This is a genomic window from Pseudomonas sp. AB6 (assembly GCF_034314105.1).
Classification (GTDB): Bacteria; Pseudomonadota; Gammaproteobacteria; order Pseudomonadales; family Pseudomonadaceae; genus Aquipseudomonas.
This window is the reverse complement of record NZ_JAVIWJ010000001.1, coordinates 2369049-2382539: the sequence shown is the minus strand read 5'-3', so window position 1 is coordinate 2382539 and position 13491 is coordinate 2369049. Positions and strand designations below refer to the sequence as shown.

11 protein-coding genes, 3 tRNA genes and 1 riboswitch are annotated in these 13491 nt (G+C 55.0%); of the genes, 11 read left to right on the top strand and 3 right to left on the bottom strand.

All coding sequences use genetic code 11. The features are described 5' to 3' along the window. The first annotated feature begins 41 nt into the window (after window positions 1-41). The 3 genes from astB to astE are packed head-to-tail and all read left to right on the top strand — an operon-like array spanning window position 42 to window position 2756. Window positions 42-1388, top strand: coding sequence for an N-succinylarginine dihydrolase (gene astB, locus RGW60_RS11215; protein ID WP_322204676.1), 1347 nt, complete (start codon window positions 42-44; stop codon window positions 1386-1388). A gap of 30 nt (window positions 1389-1418) precedes the next feature. Next, on the top strand, window positions 1419-1706 hold the full coding sequence (locus tag RGW60_RS11210) for a topoisomerase II (RefSeq protein WP_322204675.1): 288 nt from the start codon (window positions 1419-1421) through the stop codon (window positions 1704-1706). A gap of 39 nt (window positions 1707-1745) precedes the next feature. Beyond that, window positions 1746-2756 carry a succinylglutamate desuccinylase gene (gene astE, locus RGW60_RS11205; protein ID WP_322204674.1) on the top strand — a complete coding sequence of 337 codons (1011 nt, stop codon included), beginning with the start codon at window positions 1746-1748 and terminating at the stop codon, window positions 2754-2756. A 74-nt stretch (window positions 2757-2830) separates the two neighbouring features. Here astE and RGW60_RS11200 read toward each other — a convergent pair. Both RGW60_RS11200 and RGW60_RS11195 read right to left on the bottom strand, forming a co-directional pair. Beyond that, window positions 2831-4197, bottom strand: a protein-coding gene (locus RGW60_RS11200; RefSeq protein ID WP_416194835.1) for an IS3 family transposase whose coding sequence is annotated in 2 segments (ribosomal slippage) — window positions 2831-3718 and window positions 3721-4197 — 1365 coding nt in all. Because the reading frame shifts where the segments join, the coding sequence is not laid out codon by codon here. A 103-nt stretch (window positions 4198-4300) separates the two neighbouring features. Next, on the bottom strand, window positions 4301-4813 hold the full coding sequence (locus tag RGW60_RS11195) for a 6,7-dimethyl-8-ribityllumazine synthase (RefSeq protein ID WP_322204673.1): 513 nt from the start codon (window positions 4811-4813) through the stop codon (window positions 4301-4303). Between the two features lie 127 nt (window positions 4814-4940). Next, window positions 4941-5110, bottom strand: a riboswitch (FMN riboswitch). A gap of 213 nt (window positions 5111-5323) precedes the next feature. On the opposite strand from RGW60_RS11195, the gene ltaE reads away from it, so the two are divergent. The 7 genes from ltaE (at window position 5324) to RGW60_RS11160 (ending at window position 11194) form a co-directional block, all read left to right on the top strand. Continuing rightward, entirely contained in the window at window positions 5324-6328 is a 1005-nt protein-coding gene (gene ltaE, locus RGW60_RS11190) for a low-specificity L-threonine aldolase (protein ID WP_322204671.1), read from the top strand. A gap of 147 nt (window positions 6329-6475) precedes the next feature. Beyond that, complete coding sequence (gene alaS / locus RGW60_RS11185; RefSeq protein WP_322204670.1) at window positions 6476-9094, top strand: alanine--tRNA ligase; 2619 nt, start codon at window positions 6476-6478, stop codon at window positions 9092-9094. Window positions 9095-9186: 92 nt separating this feature from the next. Further along, window positions 9187-10422 carry an aspartate kinase gene (locus RGW60_RS11180; protein WP_322204668.1) on the top strand — a complete coding sequence of 412 codons (1236 nt, stop codon included), beginning with the start codon at window positions 9187-9189 and terminating at the stop codon, window positions 10420-10422. Window positions 10423-10518: 96 nt separating this feature from the next. Continuing rightward, the gene (gene csrA / locus RGW60_RS11175) at window positions 10519-10707 is read left to right on the top strand and encodes a carbon storage regulator CsrA (protein ID WP_002554426.1); all 189 of its coding nucleotides are present in this window, start codon (window positions 10519-10521) and stop codon (window positions 10705-10707) included. A 62-nt stretch (window positions 10708-10769) separates the two neighbouring features. After that, a tRNA-Ser gene (locus RGW60_RS11170) sits at window positions 10770-10860 on the top strand. A 107-nt stretch (window positions 10861-10967) separates the two neighbouring features. Beyond that, window positions 10968-11044: transfer RNA gene (locus RGW60_RS11165), tRNA-Arg, on the top strand. Window positions 11045-11117: 73 nt separating this feature from the next. Further along, window positions 11118-11194: transfer RNA gene (locus RGW60_RS11160), tRNA-Arg, on the top strand. A gap of 40 nt (window positions 11195-11234) precedes the next feature. Here the strand turns inward: RGW60_RS11160 and RGW60_RS11155 are convergent. Continuing rightward, the gene (locus tag RGW60_RS11155; protein WP_322204666.1) at window positions 11235-11741 is read right to left on the bottom strand and encodes a cell envelope protein SmpA; all 507 of its coding nucleotides are present in this window, start codon (window positions 11739-11741) and stop codon (window positions 11235-11237) included. A gap of 307 nt (window positions 11742-12048) precedes the next feature. Here RGW60_RS11155 and mgtE point away from each other — a divergent pair, with 307 nt between their 5' ends. Continuing rightward, on the top strand, window positions 12049-13491 hold the full coding sequence (gene mgtE / locus RGW60_RS11150; protein WP_322204664.1) for a magnesium transporter: 1443 nt from the start codon (window positions 12049-12051) through the stop codon (window positions 13489-13491).

The following is a 13491-nucleotide window of genomic DNA, read 5'->3' as shown; positions in this document are numbered from 1 at the left end:
GGGGGGCGTCGCCATAAAAACAAATTCACGGAGCCTTGCCGATGAAATCCTATGAAGTCAATTTTGACGGTTTAGTGGGCCCGACCCATAACTACGGCGGCTTGTCCTACGGCAATGTCGCGTCGCAAAGTAACTGCCAGCAGTCTTCCAATCCCAAAGAAGCGGCGCTGCAGGGCTTGGCAAAGATGAAAGCGCTGATGGAAATGGGTTATGCCCAAGGCGTTCTAGCACCTCAAGAACGTCCGGACCTGGCCGGGTTGCGCGCCCTGGGATTTACCGGCGATGACGCCCAAGTGATCGAAAAAGCGGCTAAAAACGCCATGCCTTTGCTAGTCGCCAGCTGCTCGGCATCGAGCATGTGGGTAGCCAATGCTGCAACGGTCAGTCCAAGTGCCGACACCGCCGATGGTCGTGTGCATTTCACCGCCGCTAATCTTAATTGCAAATATCACCGCAGCATCGAGCATCCGACAACGAGTCGAGTACTGGGCTCAATGTTCGCTAATGTGCAGCACTTTGCGCACCACGCGGCGCTACCTGCCGTGGCGCAGTTCGGCGATGAAGGCGCGGCAAACCATACGCGTTTTTGCCACGATTACGGACAACCCGGCGTCGAGTTTTTCGTGTTCGGGCGCAGTGCGTTCGATACTCGTTATCCTGTGCCGCAAAAATACCCGGCGCGACAAACCCTTGAAGCTTCGCAGGCAGTGGTGCGTTTGCATGGCTTGAGCGAGGAAGGTGTCGTTTTTGCTCAGCAAAATCCCGCGATGATCGATCAGGGTGTGTTTCATAACGACGTGATTGCCGTGGGTAACGGCCAAGTGTTGTTCTATCACCAGGACGCGTTCCTCAATACCGAGCACATGCTGGCTGAGCTGCACGATAAACTTAGCCGTCGCGGCGGCCGTTTTCAGGCGATCTGTGTGCCACGGGCTGAAGTCGCGGTAGAAGATGCCGTGAGGTCTTACCTGTTTAACAGTCAGTTGCTGTCGCGTGCCGATGGATCGATGTTGCTCATCGTTCCCGAAGAGTGCCGCAGCAACGAGCGTGTCTGGCAATATTTGCAGCGCCTGCTGGCCGATGAAGGCCCGGTAGCTGAAGTGAAGGTCTTCGACCTTAAGCAAAGCATGCAGAACGGTGGCGGTCCGGCATGCTTACGTTTACGCGTCGCCCTGAACGAAACCGAACTGGCAGCTGTGAATCAAGGCGTTATCATGACCGCGCCGCTTTACGACACCTTGACCCACTGGGTCGAAAAGCATTACCGCGACCGCATGAGCGAAAGCGACCTTGCTGATCCAACATTATTAGTCGAGTGCCGTACTGCACTGGATGAATTGACTCAGCTGCTTAAACTGGGTTCGGTCTATCCTTTTCAACTCAATTGACTTTCAATTCTTTTAAAGAGCACTTGAATCATGAGCGACACCCTACAGTTAATCTTGGAAGACACTGACGGCACCCAGCTGGAAACTACGTGTACCCGCGTTGCGGTTCTGTGGCAGGGCAAGGAGCTGTGGATTCAGCACGATGGCCGTGGTCAGTTATTGATCGGCGTGGACGTTGAAGAAGGCGATGCGGAATACGCCAATCTCTTGCTGCGTCCGCTGGCAACTAATTTGGTGAGCCTGCAATTGGAAATGGAGCCGGCAGACGTCGGCGACGGCGAAGAACACGTTCACGGTGCTGACTGCAATCACGACTGAAACAATCGTCTTTGACGTTGCTCAATTAGGTGCACGACTATGCTCGCTCTCGGCAAGCTGCTGGAACTGACGCTGGCCGGTCGCGAACCAGCGGAAAAAACTCAACTGACGGTCGATGGCGTGCGCATGCGTTGGCTCAGTGAGGGGGCGCTTGAAGTTCGTCCGCCCGACGCGTCGGACAACGGCATGGATTTGCTGCTGTCTGCCGGTATTCATGGCAATGAAACTGCGCCCATTGAGCTGCTGGATCAATTGCTTCGGGAAATTGCTCGCGGTGATATGAAGCCTCGGGCGCGTATTCTGTTTCTGTTCGGTAACCCTGAAGCCATGCGGCGGGGTGAACGCTACATTGAGCAGGATGTAAACAGGCTATTTAACGGTCGACATCAACAAGTCAGCGGCGTCGAGGCGCTTCGCGCGTTTGAGCTGGAGCGTCTGGCCGCCAGCTTTTTCAGTCTGCCGAACCGATATCGTCTGCATTACGACCTGCACACGGCGATTCGCGGTTCGAAGATCGAACAATTCGCGCTCTACCCCTGGAAAGAAGGCCGCCAGCATTCACGCCGTGAATTGGCGCGCTTACAGGCTGCCGGTATGCAGGCCGTATTGCTGCAAAACAAATCGTCCATCGTGTTCAGTGCTTACACCTACGAGAAATTGGATGCTGAGTCCTTCACGTTGGAACTCGGCAAGGCTCGGCCGTTTGGGCATAACCAGCAGGTCAATCTGACGTCGCTGAAAATATGCCTGACAGAGCTGATCGAAGGCACAGAGCCAGCGCTCGAAGATGTCTCGTTGACGGGGTTGCAGCTCTTTAGTGTTGCGCGGGAAATCATCAAGCACAGCGATGCGTTTCAGCTTAATTTGCCTGCGGACGTCGAGAATTTTTCGGAGTTGGAGCAGGGTTTTGTATTAGCCCATGACCTGGCCGACAGCCACTGGGTGGTTGAAGAGCAGGGTGCACGAATCATCTTCCCTAATCCCATGGTCAAGAACGGCTTGCGGGCGGGGATTTTGATTGTGCCGGCAACGGCAGATCAGTTGGCCTGATAAATCGCTTTCGCGAATAAGTGGGCTCCCACAGGGTGAACTGCGCCCCAAATGTTGGACAGTGATTGAATAAGCTACGCGGCCTGAGTTCTGTATGCCACTGGACTCAAGCCGTTGAGCTTCATTTTGATACGTTCGTGGTTGTAGTAATGGATGTATTCATCCAGTCCAGCCTCTAACTGAGCAACGCTGTCGAAGCGCTCCCGGTAGAAAAACTCTGATTTCAGTGTGCCGAAAAAGCTCTCCATCGTGGCATTGTCATGGCAGTTACCCTTGCGCGACATACTCTGTTCCAAGCTCATTTCTTCCAGACGATTTCGGTAGATGTGGTAGCGGTACTGCCAGCCCTGATCCGAGTGCACCATCGGTTTGGCGCCCTCTGGCAAGCGCTTCAACGCCTTTTCCAGCATGTTGCCCACCAAGGCGTAGCGAGGGCTGGTGTCTGTCTGGTACGCCACGATCTCTCCGTTGTACAAGTCCAGTATCGGCGACAGGTAGAGCTTTTCACCGGCTACCTTGAACTCGGTAACGTCGGTCACCCATTTCTCATTCGGCTGGTCGGCCTCGAATTGCCGAGCCAACGTGTTAGGTGCTACCTGCCCCTCAGGGCCTTTGTACGATTTATACTTCTTGGCTCGCACCGTGCACTTGAGGTTTAGTTCGGCCATCAGCCTGCGTACCGTTTTGCTGTTCACTATCCACCCGCCCTTGAGCAGCGTGGCGGTCATCCGGCGATAGCCATAGCGGCCCTTATGCTGGTCCTGGATAGTCTGAATAGAGGCTTTCAGCGGAGCAAATTTATCCCCGGCAGCCAGTACCTTGACCTGATAGTAGTAAGTACTGCGTGCCAAGCCGACCAGCTTGAGCAGGGCGTCGATTGGAAAATCGCTCCTCAGCTCAGTGACTACCCAGGCTTTTTCTTCGCTTCTTTGTCCCGCCTCATCGCCTCCTCGCCTAACACCTTTAACTTTTTTAGGTAGGCGTTCTCCATGCGCAGGTACTGAAGTTCGTCGAGCAACTCTTTGTGGGCGCGCTCTTCGTCGGTGAGCACTGCCGGTTTGCGGGGCTTGGCGGGGGGCTTTGGCATAACGTTACGTGGGCCTTTTTTCCCTGACGTCAGGGCTTCGATGCCGCCACTGTAATATTGCTGCTGCCATCTGCCTATCTGCGTTGAATTGCCCAGATTGAAAATCGCAGCCGTTTGCCGAAATGACAACTTCTCACGCTCCATGTGCTGGACAACGGACAGTTTGAACTCGGGACCATGTTCCTTCATACGCCCCTGCAGGCTGGCTTCCCCGTGCAGCTCGTAGGCCGCCACCCAACGACGGAGCAACGTAGGGTCCATCTGAAATTGAGCGGCTATGTGACGAAAACCTTGACCGCGCTCAAGGAAAGCATTGATGGCGGACCGCTTGAACTGCGTTGAATATTTACCCATGAAAAACACCCCGGTAGTTGGATGGGTGTCCAACATTTGGGGCGCAGTTCAGGGGTTATGAATTTCTGTGGGAGCCAATTTATTCGCGAAGAAGCGTCGCCAATTAAACCGCGACGCGCTGCGGTAATTCGTTGCGGCGCAGGCTGCGAATTTTGTTTAGGGTATCTGCACAGGTTTCAGCCGCTTCTGCGCCTTTTTGCACGAAGTGATTGAAGAAAAACTGCTGGTGTTCGTCGCCTGCGTGGAAGTTGTGTGGGGTGAGCACTACGGAAAAAACCGGAACCTCCGTCTCTAGCTGCACTTGCATCAACGCGCTGATAACCGATTGAGCGACGAACTCATGGCGATATAAACCACCATCGACCACTAGCCCGGCTGCCACGATGCCAGTATAGCGGCCACTTTTGGCCAATAACTTGGCGTGCAGGGGGATTTCAAACGCGCCGCCGACTTCGAAGAAATCAATATCGGTCTCGGCGTAGCCATGGTTGGCGATCTCTGCAATAAAACCTTTACGGCTTTGATCGACAATATCCTTGTGCCAGCAAGCCTGAATGAACGCAATGCGTTCGTTGGGATGGCTTTTGCTTTTGCTATCAATTGCTGTGGGTTGCATCAGTTCTGACTCCTGTTTATGAAAAAAACAGGGCATTTTGATCGAATGGGATGCCACGGACGTCAAGATCACGGCCGCAACAAAAAAAGGTCACGACGGTGCGCTTAATACGACCCGGTGATACCAATCCCGTTCTCTCTTCATCCGGACTATGACCGTCGGCCCCGGAATCAAACCGGGTCTGCTGACCTTGTCAGTGCACAGTCCGAAGCTCCATGCACCACAAGCGCTCGCGGGCTAGACGCATTGCGCGCCATTACCGCCGGTGGGGAATTGCGCCCCGCCCTGAGAACGTTGCCAACAGCATTTTCTGTCGGCGGTGAGTTTTTATCACAGATTTCCCGGTTGTGCTCGGACACTTTCGTCTATCGACCCTCGCATTTCTTATATCAACCATCGGTTCATTCAGTGCAGTTCTTGAATATGCCCCCCCGAGACCTCAGTAATGACCTATCTCCAATTCATCCTTGGACTTAACATCAACGTCTTAACTCTTTCAGGAGCTTCATCGTGACGGTTATTGATCTGCGCAGCGACACCGTGACCCAGCCCACTGCCGGGATGCTTGAGGCTATGTCCAGCGCAGCACTGGGCGATGATGTGTACGGCGAAGATCCGACGGTCAACCGCCTTGAAGCTTACCTCGCTGAGCGCTTGGGTTTTGCAGCAGGTTTATTTGTTCCCAGCGGCACCATGAGCAATTTGCTTGGTTTGATGGCTCACTGTGGACGTGGCGAGGAATACATTGTGGGCCAGCAAGCGCACACCTATAAATACGAGGGGGGTGGCGCCGCGGTGCTCGGTTCGATCCAGCCACAACCGCTGGACGTACAAGGTGACGGATCTCTAGACCTGAAACAGGTCCTGGCTGCGATCAAACCCGATGACTTTCACTTCGCCCGAACCCGCTTGCTCGCGCTGGAAAACACCATGCAGGGCAAGGTGTTGCCGCTGTCGTACCTTGCCGCTGCGCGCAAGCTATGCGATGAACAAGGGTTAGCGCTGCACCTGGACGGCGCGCGGTTATATAACGCGGCAGTCAAGTTGGGTATTGATGCCCGGGACATTACCCGTCATTTCGATTCGGTTTCGGTTTGTCTGTCCAAGGGTTTGGGCGCGCCGATTGGCTCGGTGCTGCTCGGTACCGCCGAACTGATCGCCAAGGCTCGACGTCTGCGCAAAATGGTCGGTGGCGGTATGCGTCAGGCCGGTGGGCTCGCGGCGGCTGGGCTGTATGCGCTGGAACATCAGGTCGAGCGGCTGGCAGACGATCATGCAAACGCTACGGCCTTGGCCAAAGGCTTGCGCAATCTGGGCTTTTCAGTTGAGCCCGTCCAGACCAACATGGTGTACGTGCAGATGGATGAGAGGGCTGAAGCGCTTAAACACTTTTTTGCCGAGCGGGAGATCAAGCTTAGTGCGGCACCCCGTTTGCGAATGGTGACGCACCTCAACGTTTCGCCCGCACAGATTGATCGGGTGGTCGCGGCATTTGCAGACTTTACTCGCCGCTAAACACGCCGACAGTCCATTTGCCGGCTGACAATGTACAAACACGCTGTATCGAGCGTCCAACGCCTATATAATGCGGCCCTTTGCAAGTCGCACCCTCTTTTGGCCGTTTTGCACTTGCCTTTGGCAGCAGTCTCCGTGGAAGAACTTATGAAAAGCGCAGAAATCCGTGAAGCCTTCCTTCGCTTCTTCGAAGAGAAAGGTCACACCCGTGTAGCTTCCAGCTCGTTGATTCCGGGCAACGACCCCACCCTGCTGTTCACTAACGCAGGCATGAACCAGTTCAAAGACTGCTTTCTGGGGCAAGAAAAACGCGCCTACACTCGCGCCGTCAGCAGCCAAAAATGCGTGCGCGCTGGTGGCAAGCATAACGATTTGGAGAACGTCGGTTATACCGCGCGTCACCACACTTTTTTCGAGATGCTGGGTAACTTCAGCTTCGGCGACTATTTCAAGCGCGACGCGATCACCTTCGCCTGGACCTTTCTGACGTCGGTGTTGGGCTTGCCCAAAGACAAACTGTGGGTGACGGTCTACGCCAGCGATGACGAAGCCTACGATATCTGGACCAAGGAAATCGGCGTGCCGGCCGAGCGTATGGTCCGTATCGGCGACAACAAAGGCGCGCCGTACGCGTCCGATAACTTCTGGACCATGGGCGATACCGGCCCGTGCGGTCCCTGCACAGAGATTTTCTACGACCATGGTGCCGACATCTGGGGCGGCCCACCGGGTTCGCCGGAAGAAGACGGCGACCGTTACATCGAAATCTGGAACAACGTGTTCATGCAGTTCAATCGCACTGCGGATGGCGTGCTGCATCCATTGCCAGCGCCGTCGGTGGACACCGGCATGGGTCTGGAACGTATTAGCGCCGTTCTGCAGCATGTGCATTCCAACTATGAAATCGACCTGTTTCAGAGTCTGCTGGCGGCATCGGCCAAGGCTGTCGGTTGCACAAACGACGCGCAGCCGTCGCTTAAAGTCGTGGCTGACCACATTCGTTCATGCGGCTTCCTGATTGCTGATGGTGTACTGCCTTCGAACGAAGGGCGCGGTTACGTGTTGCGTCGAATCATTCGTCGCGCGTGTCGTCATGGCAATAAGCTCGGCGCCGCTGGCAGTTTCTTCTATCAAATCGTCGCCGCACTGGTGGCGGAAATGGGCGGTGCCTTCCCGGAGCTGACCCAGAACCAGTCGCACATCGAACGGGTGCTGAAAGCTGAAGAAGAGCAGTTCGCCAAAACCCTGGAGCAAGGCCTGAAGATTCTGGAACTGGATCTGGCTGAGTTGAAGGGTACGGTGGTGCCCGGCGACGTCGTGTTCAAACTGTATGACACCTACGGTTTTCCGATGGACCTGACTGGTGATATTGCCCGGGAACGCAACTTGACCCTCGACGAAGTAGGCTTTGAGCGCGAAATGGACGCTCAACGCGTGCGCGCTCGTTCGGCCAGTGCGTTCGGCATGGATTACAACAGTCTGGTCAAAGTTGACATACCGACCGAATTTTTGGGATATGGCGCTACCCGAGGCAGAGCCAAAGTGGTGGCCCTGTATAAGGACGGCCATGCGGTTGATCAGCTGAGCGAGGGCGAAGAGGGTGTAGTGATCCTCGATCAGACCCCTTTCTATGCTGAGTCCGGCGGGCAGATTGGCGATTGCGGTTACCTCGAAGCGGCCAATGTGCGCTTTGACGTACGCGACACTACTAAAACCGGCGGTGCGTTCCTGCACCACGGTGTACTTGCTTCCGGCAGCCTAAAAGCAGGCGCCGAGCTGACCACCGAAGTTGATGCCGACGTTCGTCATGCCACCTCCTTGAACCACTCGGCGACACACTTGCTGCACGCGGCATTGCGCCAGGTGTTGGGCGAGCATGTGACGCAGAAAGGTTCGTTGGTCGACAGTCAGCGCTTGCGTTTCGACTTCAGCCACTTCGAAGCGATCAAGCCAGAGCAGTTGAAAGCGCTGGAAGAAATCGTCAACCGCGAAGTGCGTAAGAATTCTCCGGTAGAAACCGTGGAAACCGATATCGAGACCGCGAAGAAGAAAGGCGCCATGGCGCTGTTCGGCGAGAAGTACGGCGATAACGTCCGTGTGCTGAGCATGGGCGGTGATTTCTCGGTTGAGCTGTGTGGCGGTATTCACGCTAATCGCACCGGTGACATCGCGCTGCTGAAAATCACCAATGAAAGTGGTGTGGCTGCGGGGGTTCGACGCATCGAAGCGGTGACAGGGGCTGCGGCACTGGCGTACCTCAATGCTGCCGAAGATCAACTCAAGGAAGCCGCAATTCTGGTCAAAGGCAGCCGCGACAACCTGCTGGACAAGCTTCTCGCAGTCATTGAGCGCAATCGTCTTTTGGAAAAGCAGCTGGGACAATTACAAGCCAGGGCGGCGAGTGCTGCGGGTGACGATCTGTCCTCTGCCGCGCTGGACGTCAAAGGGGTCAAAGTTCTCGCCGTGCGCCTAGACGGTCAGGACGGTAAGGCCCTGTTGGCTTTGGTTGATCAGTTGAAGAACAAACTCGGCCGCGCAGTGATCCTGCTTGGCAGTGTCCATGAAGATAAGGTCGTACTGGTTGCAGGCGTAACCAAGGACCTGACTGGCCAACTCAAGGCTGGTGATTTAATGAAGCAAGCGGCTGCCGCCGTTGGAGGTAAAGGCGGTGGTCGTCCTGATATGGCTCAGGGTGGCGGCGTGGACGCCGGAGCGCTGGATGCGGCGTTGGCGTTGACCGTGCCTTTTGTCGAGCAGGGTATCTAGTCGTCCTCCAGGCCTGCCCAATGGCGGCAGGCTTTGGCGCTTGGGGTATGAATGTTTATTGGGCGCCCTTCATGGGCTGAGGCGGCTTTAAGATGGCTTTGATCGTACAGAAATTTGGGGGCACTTCGGTTGGCTCTGTCGAGCGAATCGAACAAGTGGCCGACAAGGTTAAGAAGTTCCACGATGCAGGTACCGAGCTGGTGGTTGTGTTGTCGGCCATGAGCGGCGAAACCAACCGTCTGATCGGCCTGGCGAAACAAATCAGCGATCAACCGGTTCCGCGTGAGCTGGATGTGATTGTCTCCACGGGCGAGCAGGTCACCATTGCCTTGCTAGCTATGGCGCTGATCAAGCGTGGAGTGCCTGCGGTGTCCTACACCGGCAACCAGGTGCGCATCCTGACCGACAGCGCGCACAACAAGGCGCGTATTCTGCAGATTGATGATCAAAAGATTCGTGCTGATCTGAAAGCGGGCAGGGTAGTGGTCGTCGCCGGCTTTCAGGGTGTCGACGAGCACGGCAATATCACGACCCTGGGTCGTGGCGGTTCAGACACGACTGGTGTGGCCCTGGCGGCAGCACTGAAAGCGGATGAGTGTCAGATTTATACCGACGTCGATGGCGTCTACACCACCGACCCGCGTGTGGTGGCGCAAGCTCAACGCCTGGACAAGATCACTTTTGAAGAGATGCTGGAAATGGCCAGCCTCGGTTCGAAGGTGCTTCAAATCCGCGCGGTCGAGTTCGCCGGCAAATACAACGTCCCGCTGCGCGTACTGCACAGCTTCCAGGAGGGTCCGGGTACCCTTATTACTATTGATGAAGAGGAATCCATGGAACAGCCGATTATTTCCGGCATCGCCTTCAACCGCGACGAAGCCAAGCTGACCATCCGTGGCGTACCAGATAACCCTGGTGTGGCTTTCAAGATTCTCGGCCCGATCAGCGCCGCGAACATCGAAGTGGACATGATCGTGCAGAACGTTGCGTACGATAACACTACCGATTTCACCTTCACCGTGCACCGCAACGACTATCAGGCCGCTTTGGTGGTATTGGAAAATACCGCACGTGAAATCAGCGCGCGGGAAGTCGTTGGCGATACCAAGATCGCCAAGGTGTCGATCGTAGGCGTCGGCATGCGGTCCCATGCGGGTGTTGCCAGTCGCATGTTCGAATCGTTGGCCAAGGAGAGCATCAATATTCAGATGATCTCCACTTCTGAGATCAAGGTTTCAGTGGTCATCGAGGAGAAGTATCTGGAGCTGGCAGTACGTTCGCTGCACACTGCTTTTGAATTGGACGCACCGGCCCGTCAAGGCGAGTGATGCGTTGCGATAAGGCGCGATAAGACGCGCCTGTGGTTTTGCAGACTGTTGTCCCTGAAAGCTGTTGTCCTAAATATAGGGCGTGAGGAGAAAGGTATGCTGATTCTGACTCGTCGGTGCGCAGAAAGCCTGATCATTGGTGATGGCGAAATCACTGTGACTGTGCTCGGCGTTAAAGGTAATCAAGTACGAATCGGCGTCAACGCTCCGAAAGAGGTTGCGGTTCACCGTGAGGAAATTTACCTGCGTATTAAGAAAGAGAAGGACGAAGAACCAAGTCATTAATTTTTATTGAAATTTAGGCTTTGCAAACGGGGGAAAGCTGGTTATTATACGCCCCGTGTTGCGGAGAGGTGGCCGAGTGGCCGAAGGCGCTCCCCTGCTAAGGGAGTACACCTCAAAAGGGTGTCGGGGGTTCGAATCCCCCCTTCTCCGCCATTATTTATGTAGTACGTTGTAATCTGGCTTGAGCGGTAAGTGTTTGATTTTACTAGCAAAAGTTCTTGACCAAATGATTTGACGGCCTATAATGCGCGGCAACAAATGCACTCGTAGCTCAGCTGGATAGAGTACTCGGCTACGAACCGAGCGGTCACAGGTTCGAATCCTGTCGAGTGCACCAACTAAAAGGTTGTTTACAGCAATGTAAGTAACTTGCTTCAACCAGCGGTGGCCTGGTTTATCAAACACAAAATGCACTCGTAGCTCAGCTGGATAGAGTACTCGGCTACGAACCGAGCGGTCACAGGTTCGAATCCTGTCGAGTGCACCAAACACCAAAAAGCCTGCATCTGATGCGGGCTTTTTGCTGTCTAGGGTTTACCTTTTACGCATCCCTCCTCATCGAAAACAACTTGGCTACTGCGACCATTTTTGGGCTCATACGTGTAGCGGGTTTCTCCGTTTCGACTCACAATTTTATCCGGTTTGCCCAATGAGCTTTCCACGTCGCGCATCGTCATGCCGACACGGGCCTGCTGCTGGATGATCGCGCGCCGCCGTTGCTCACGGCTCAACACATTTGCGCAGCCATCGTAATGCTGCCCTACAACGACCAATTCTTTATTGGCTCGCTGACTATCTGCCGGGACTACGCGCCGACCTCGAAAAGATTCAGCGTCAGGCAAAAGATAAGCCGTGCTACCGGGTGTGGCGTTGTACGCATTTTGCGATTGCATGCGGTGGCCGCTGGGGCAGCCTTGATAGGTGAAACTGACGCGCCCTTCGGGGTCCTCGCAGCGCTGAACCGTTGTGGCCAGTGTTTGAAGTGGAAAGCAGAGCAGGGTAGCGATCAAGGTTGTTCGGGCAGTGACAGGCATTTGAGGTCCTCCATGACGCTCGTCTTAAAGCTTAGCGTTTAGTTAATGTGTAATCCGCGTGTTTTCTTCGCAGGATGTAACGTCACAGCACTGTTGATTAGCTATGTTCCGCAAGCGCTTGTTCTTGCCAAGATTTTGTAGGGCGCGATGGCGGCATGCGTGTATCATTACGCCCGTCAGCTCCGTCGGGGCTTGTGGAATACCTCCATGGACTTACCCAGTAGTAACTCGGCAACACGTTTCACCAATCATGAATTGACTGATTGATCTCCCTGGCGTGCTCCGCTGCTGGGAGTGGAGTTCGCCTATGACCGAAATAGAAGTAAAAAAATCGCAAGACAGCCTGCAGGACCGCCTCGCTCAAGTCGTTGAGCTGCTGCAGCGGCAGCGTGTGGTCGAAGATCTGACTCATCGTCAGGAAGGCCAGCACCACGATCGTGTTGAAAATCTTGTTCATCGGCAGAACGTTGTCGAGTTGCAGCGCAAGCTCGATGATCTGCACTCCGCTGACGTGGCCTACATCCTTGAAGCCTTGCCGCTGGGAGATCGTCTGACGGTTTGGCAGTTGGTCAAATCCGAGCGTGACGGCGACGTTCTTCTCGAAGTTTCAGATTCAGTTCGTGAAACATTGATCGCCGATATGGACGATCAAGAGCTACTGGCTGCGGCGAAGGAAATGGACGCCGACGAGCTCGCTGACCTTACCCCTGAATTGCCGCGTGACGTCGTTCATGAGTTGATGGAAGCACTCGACGTCCAGCAGCGTGAGCGAGTGCGTTCAGCGTTGTCATACAAAGACCATCAGGTCGGTGCCCTGATGGACTTCGAGATGGTAACGATCCGGGAGAACGTCAGCCTGGAAGTGGTCTTGCGTTATCTGCGTCGGCTCAAGGAGCTGCCCGGCCACACTGATAAATTATTCGTTGTCGACCACGACGGTGTGCTCAAAGGTGTTCTGCCGCTCAAGCGTCTGCTGGTCAATGACCCCGACAAACAAGTTGCTGCGGTCATGGCCAATGACACAGTCAGTTTTCACCCGGATGAAGACGGTTACGACGCCGCTCAGGCATTTGAGCGTTATGACTTGATTTCTGCACCCGTAGTCGACAAAAACGGCAAGCTGATCGGCCGTCTGACCATCGACGAAATGGTTGACCTAATCCGTGAGGAGAGTGAGAGCGAAGTCCTCAACATGGCAGGTCTGCGTGAGGAAGAAGACATCTTCGCGTCAGTCTGGAAGTCACTGCGTAACCGTTGGGCGTGGTTGGCAATCAATCTGATCACCGCCTTTGTCGCCTCGCGGGTCATCGGCCTGTTCGAGGGCTCGATCGAGAAGTTGGTGGCTTTGGCCGCCTTGATGCCCATTGTCGCGGGCATTGGTGGCAACTCCGGCAACCAAACAATAACGATGATCGTCCGCGCAATGGCGCTGGATCAAGTCAGCACCGGCAATACCTCGCGCCTGATGCGCAAAGAGCTGATCGTAGCGCTTATAAACGGGGTGGTCTGGGGTGGCGTGATCGGTGTTGTGGCCTATCTGCTTTACGGCAGTTGGTCGCTGGGCGTGGTTATGACAGCAGCCATGACTCTCAACCTGTTACTGGCCGCGTTTATGGGGGTGTTTATTCCCATGACCCTCGTGCGTTTTGGTCGGGATCCAGCCATGGGTGCAAGCGTGATGATCACCGCCATGACCGACAGTGGTGGGTTTTTTATCTTCCTGGGACTGGCGACTGTTTTCTTGCTTTAG

Coding starts and splice junctions, on each gene's coding strand:
- astB (WP_322204676.1), top strand. CDS start 42: ATGAAATCCTATGAAGTCAATTTTGACGGTTTAGTGGGCCCGACCCAT.
- RGW60_RS11210 (WP_322204675.1), top strand. CDS start 1,419: ATGAGCGACACCCTACAGTTAATCTTGGAAGACACTGACGGCACCCAG.
- astE (WP_322204674.1), top strand. CDS start 1,746: ATGCTCGCTCTCGGCAAGCTGCTGGAACTGACGCTGGCCGGTCGCGAA.
- RGW60_RS11195 (WP_322204673.1), bottom strand. CDS start 4,813: ATGCAACCCACAGCAATTGATAGCAAAAGCAAAAGCCATCCCAACGAA.
- alaS (WP_322204670.1), top strand. CDS start 6,476: ATGAAAAGCGCAGAAATCCGTGAAGCCTTCCTTCGCTTCTTCGAAGAG.
- RGW60_RS11180 (WP_322204668.1), top strand. CDS start 9,187: ATGGCTTTGATCGTACAGAAATTTGGGGGCACTTCGGTTGGCTCTGTC.
- csrA (WP_002554426.1), top strand. CDS start 10,519: ATGCTGATTCTGACTCGTCGGTGCGCAGAAAGCCTGATCATTGGTGAT.
- RGW60_RS11155 (WP_322204666.1), bottom strand. CDS start 11,741: ATGCCTGTCACTGCCCGAACAACCTTGATCGCTACCCTGCTCTGCTTT.
- mgtE (WP_322204664.1), top strand. CDS start 12,049: ATGACCGAAATAGAAGTAAAAAAATCGCAAGACAGCCTGCAGGACCGC.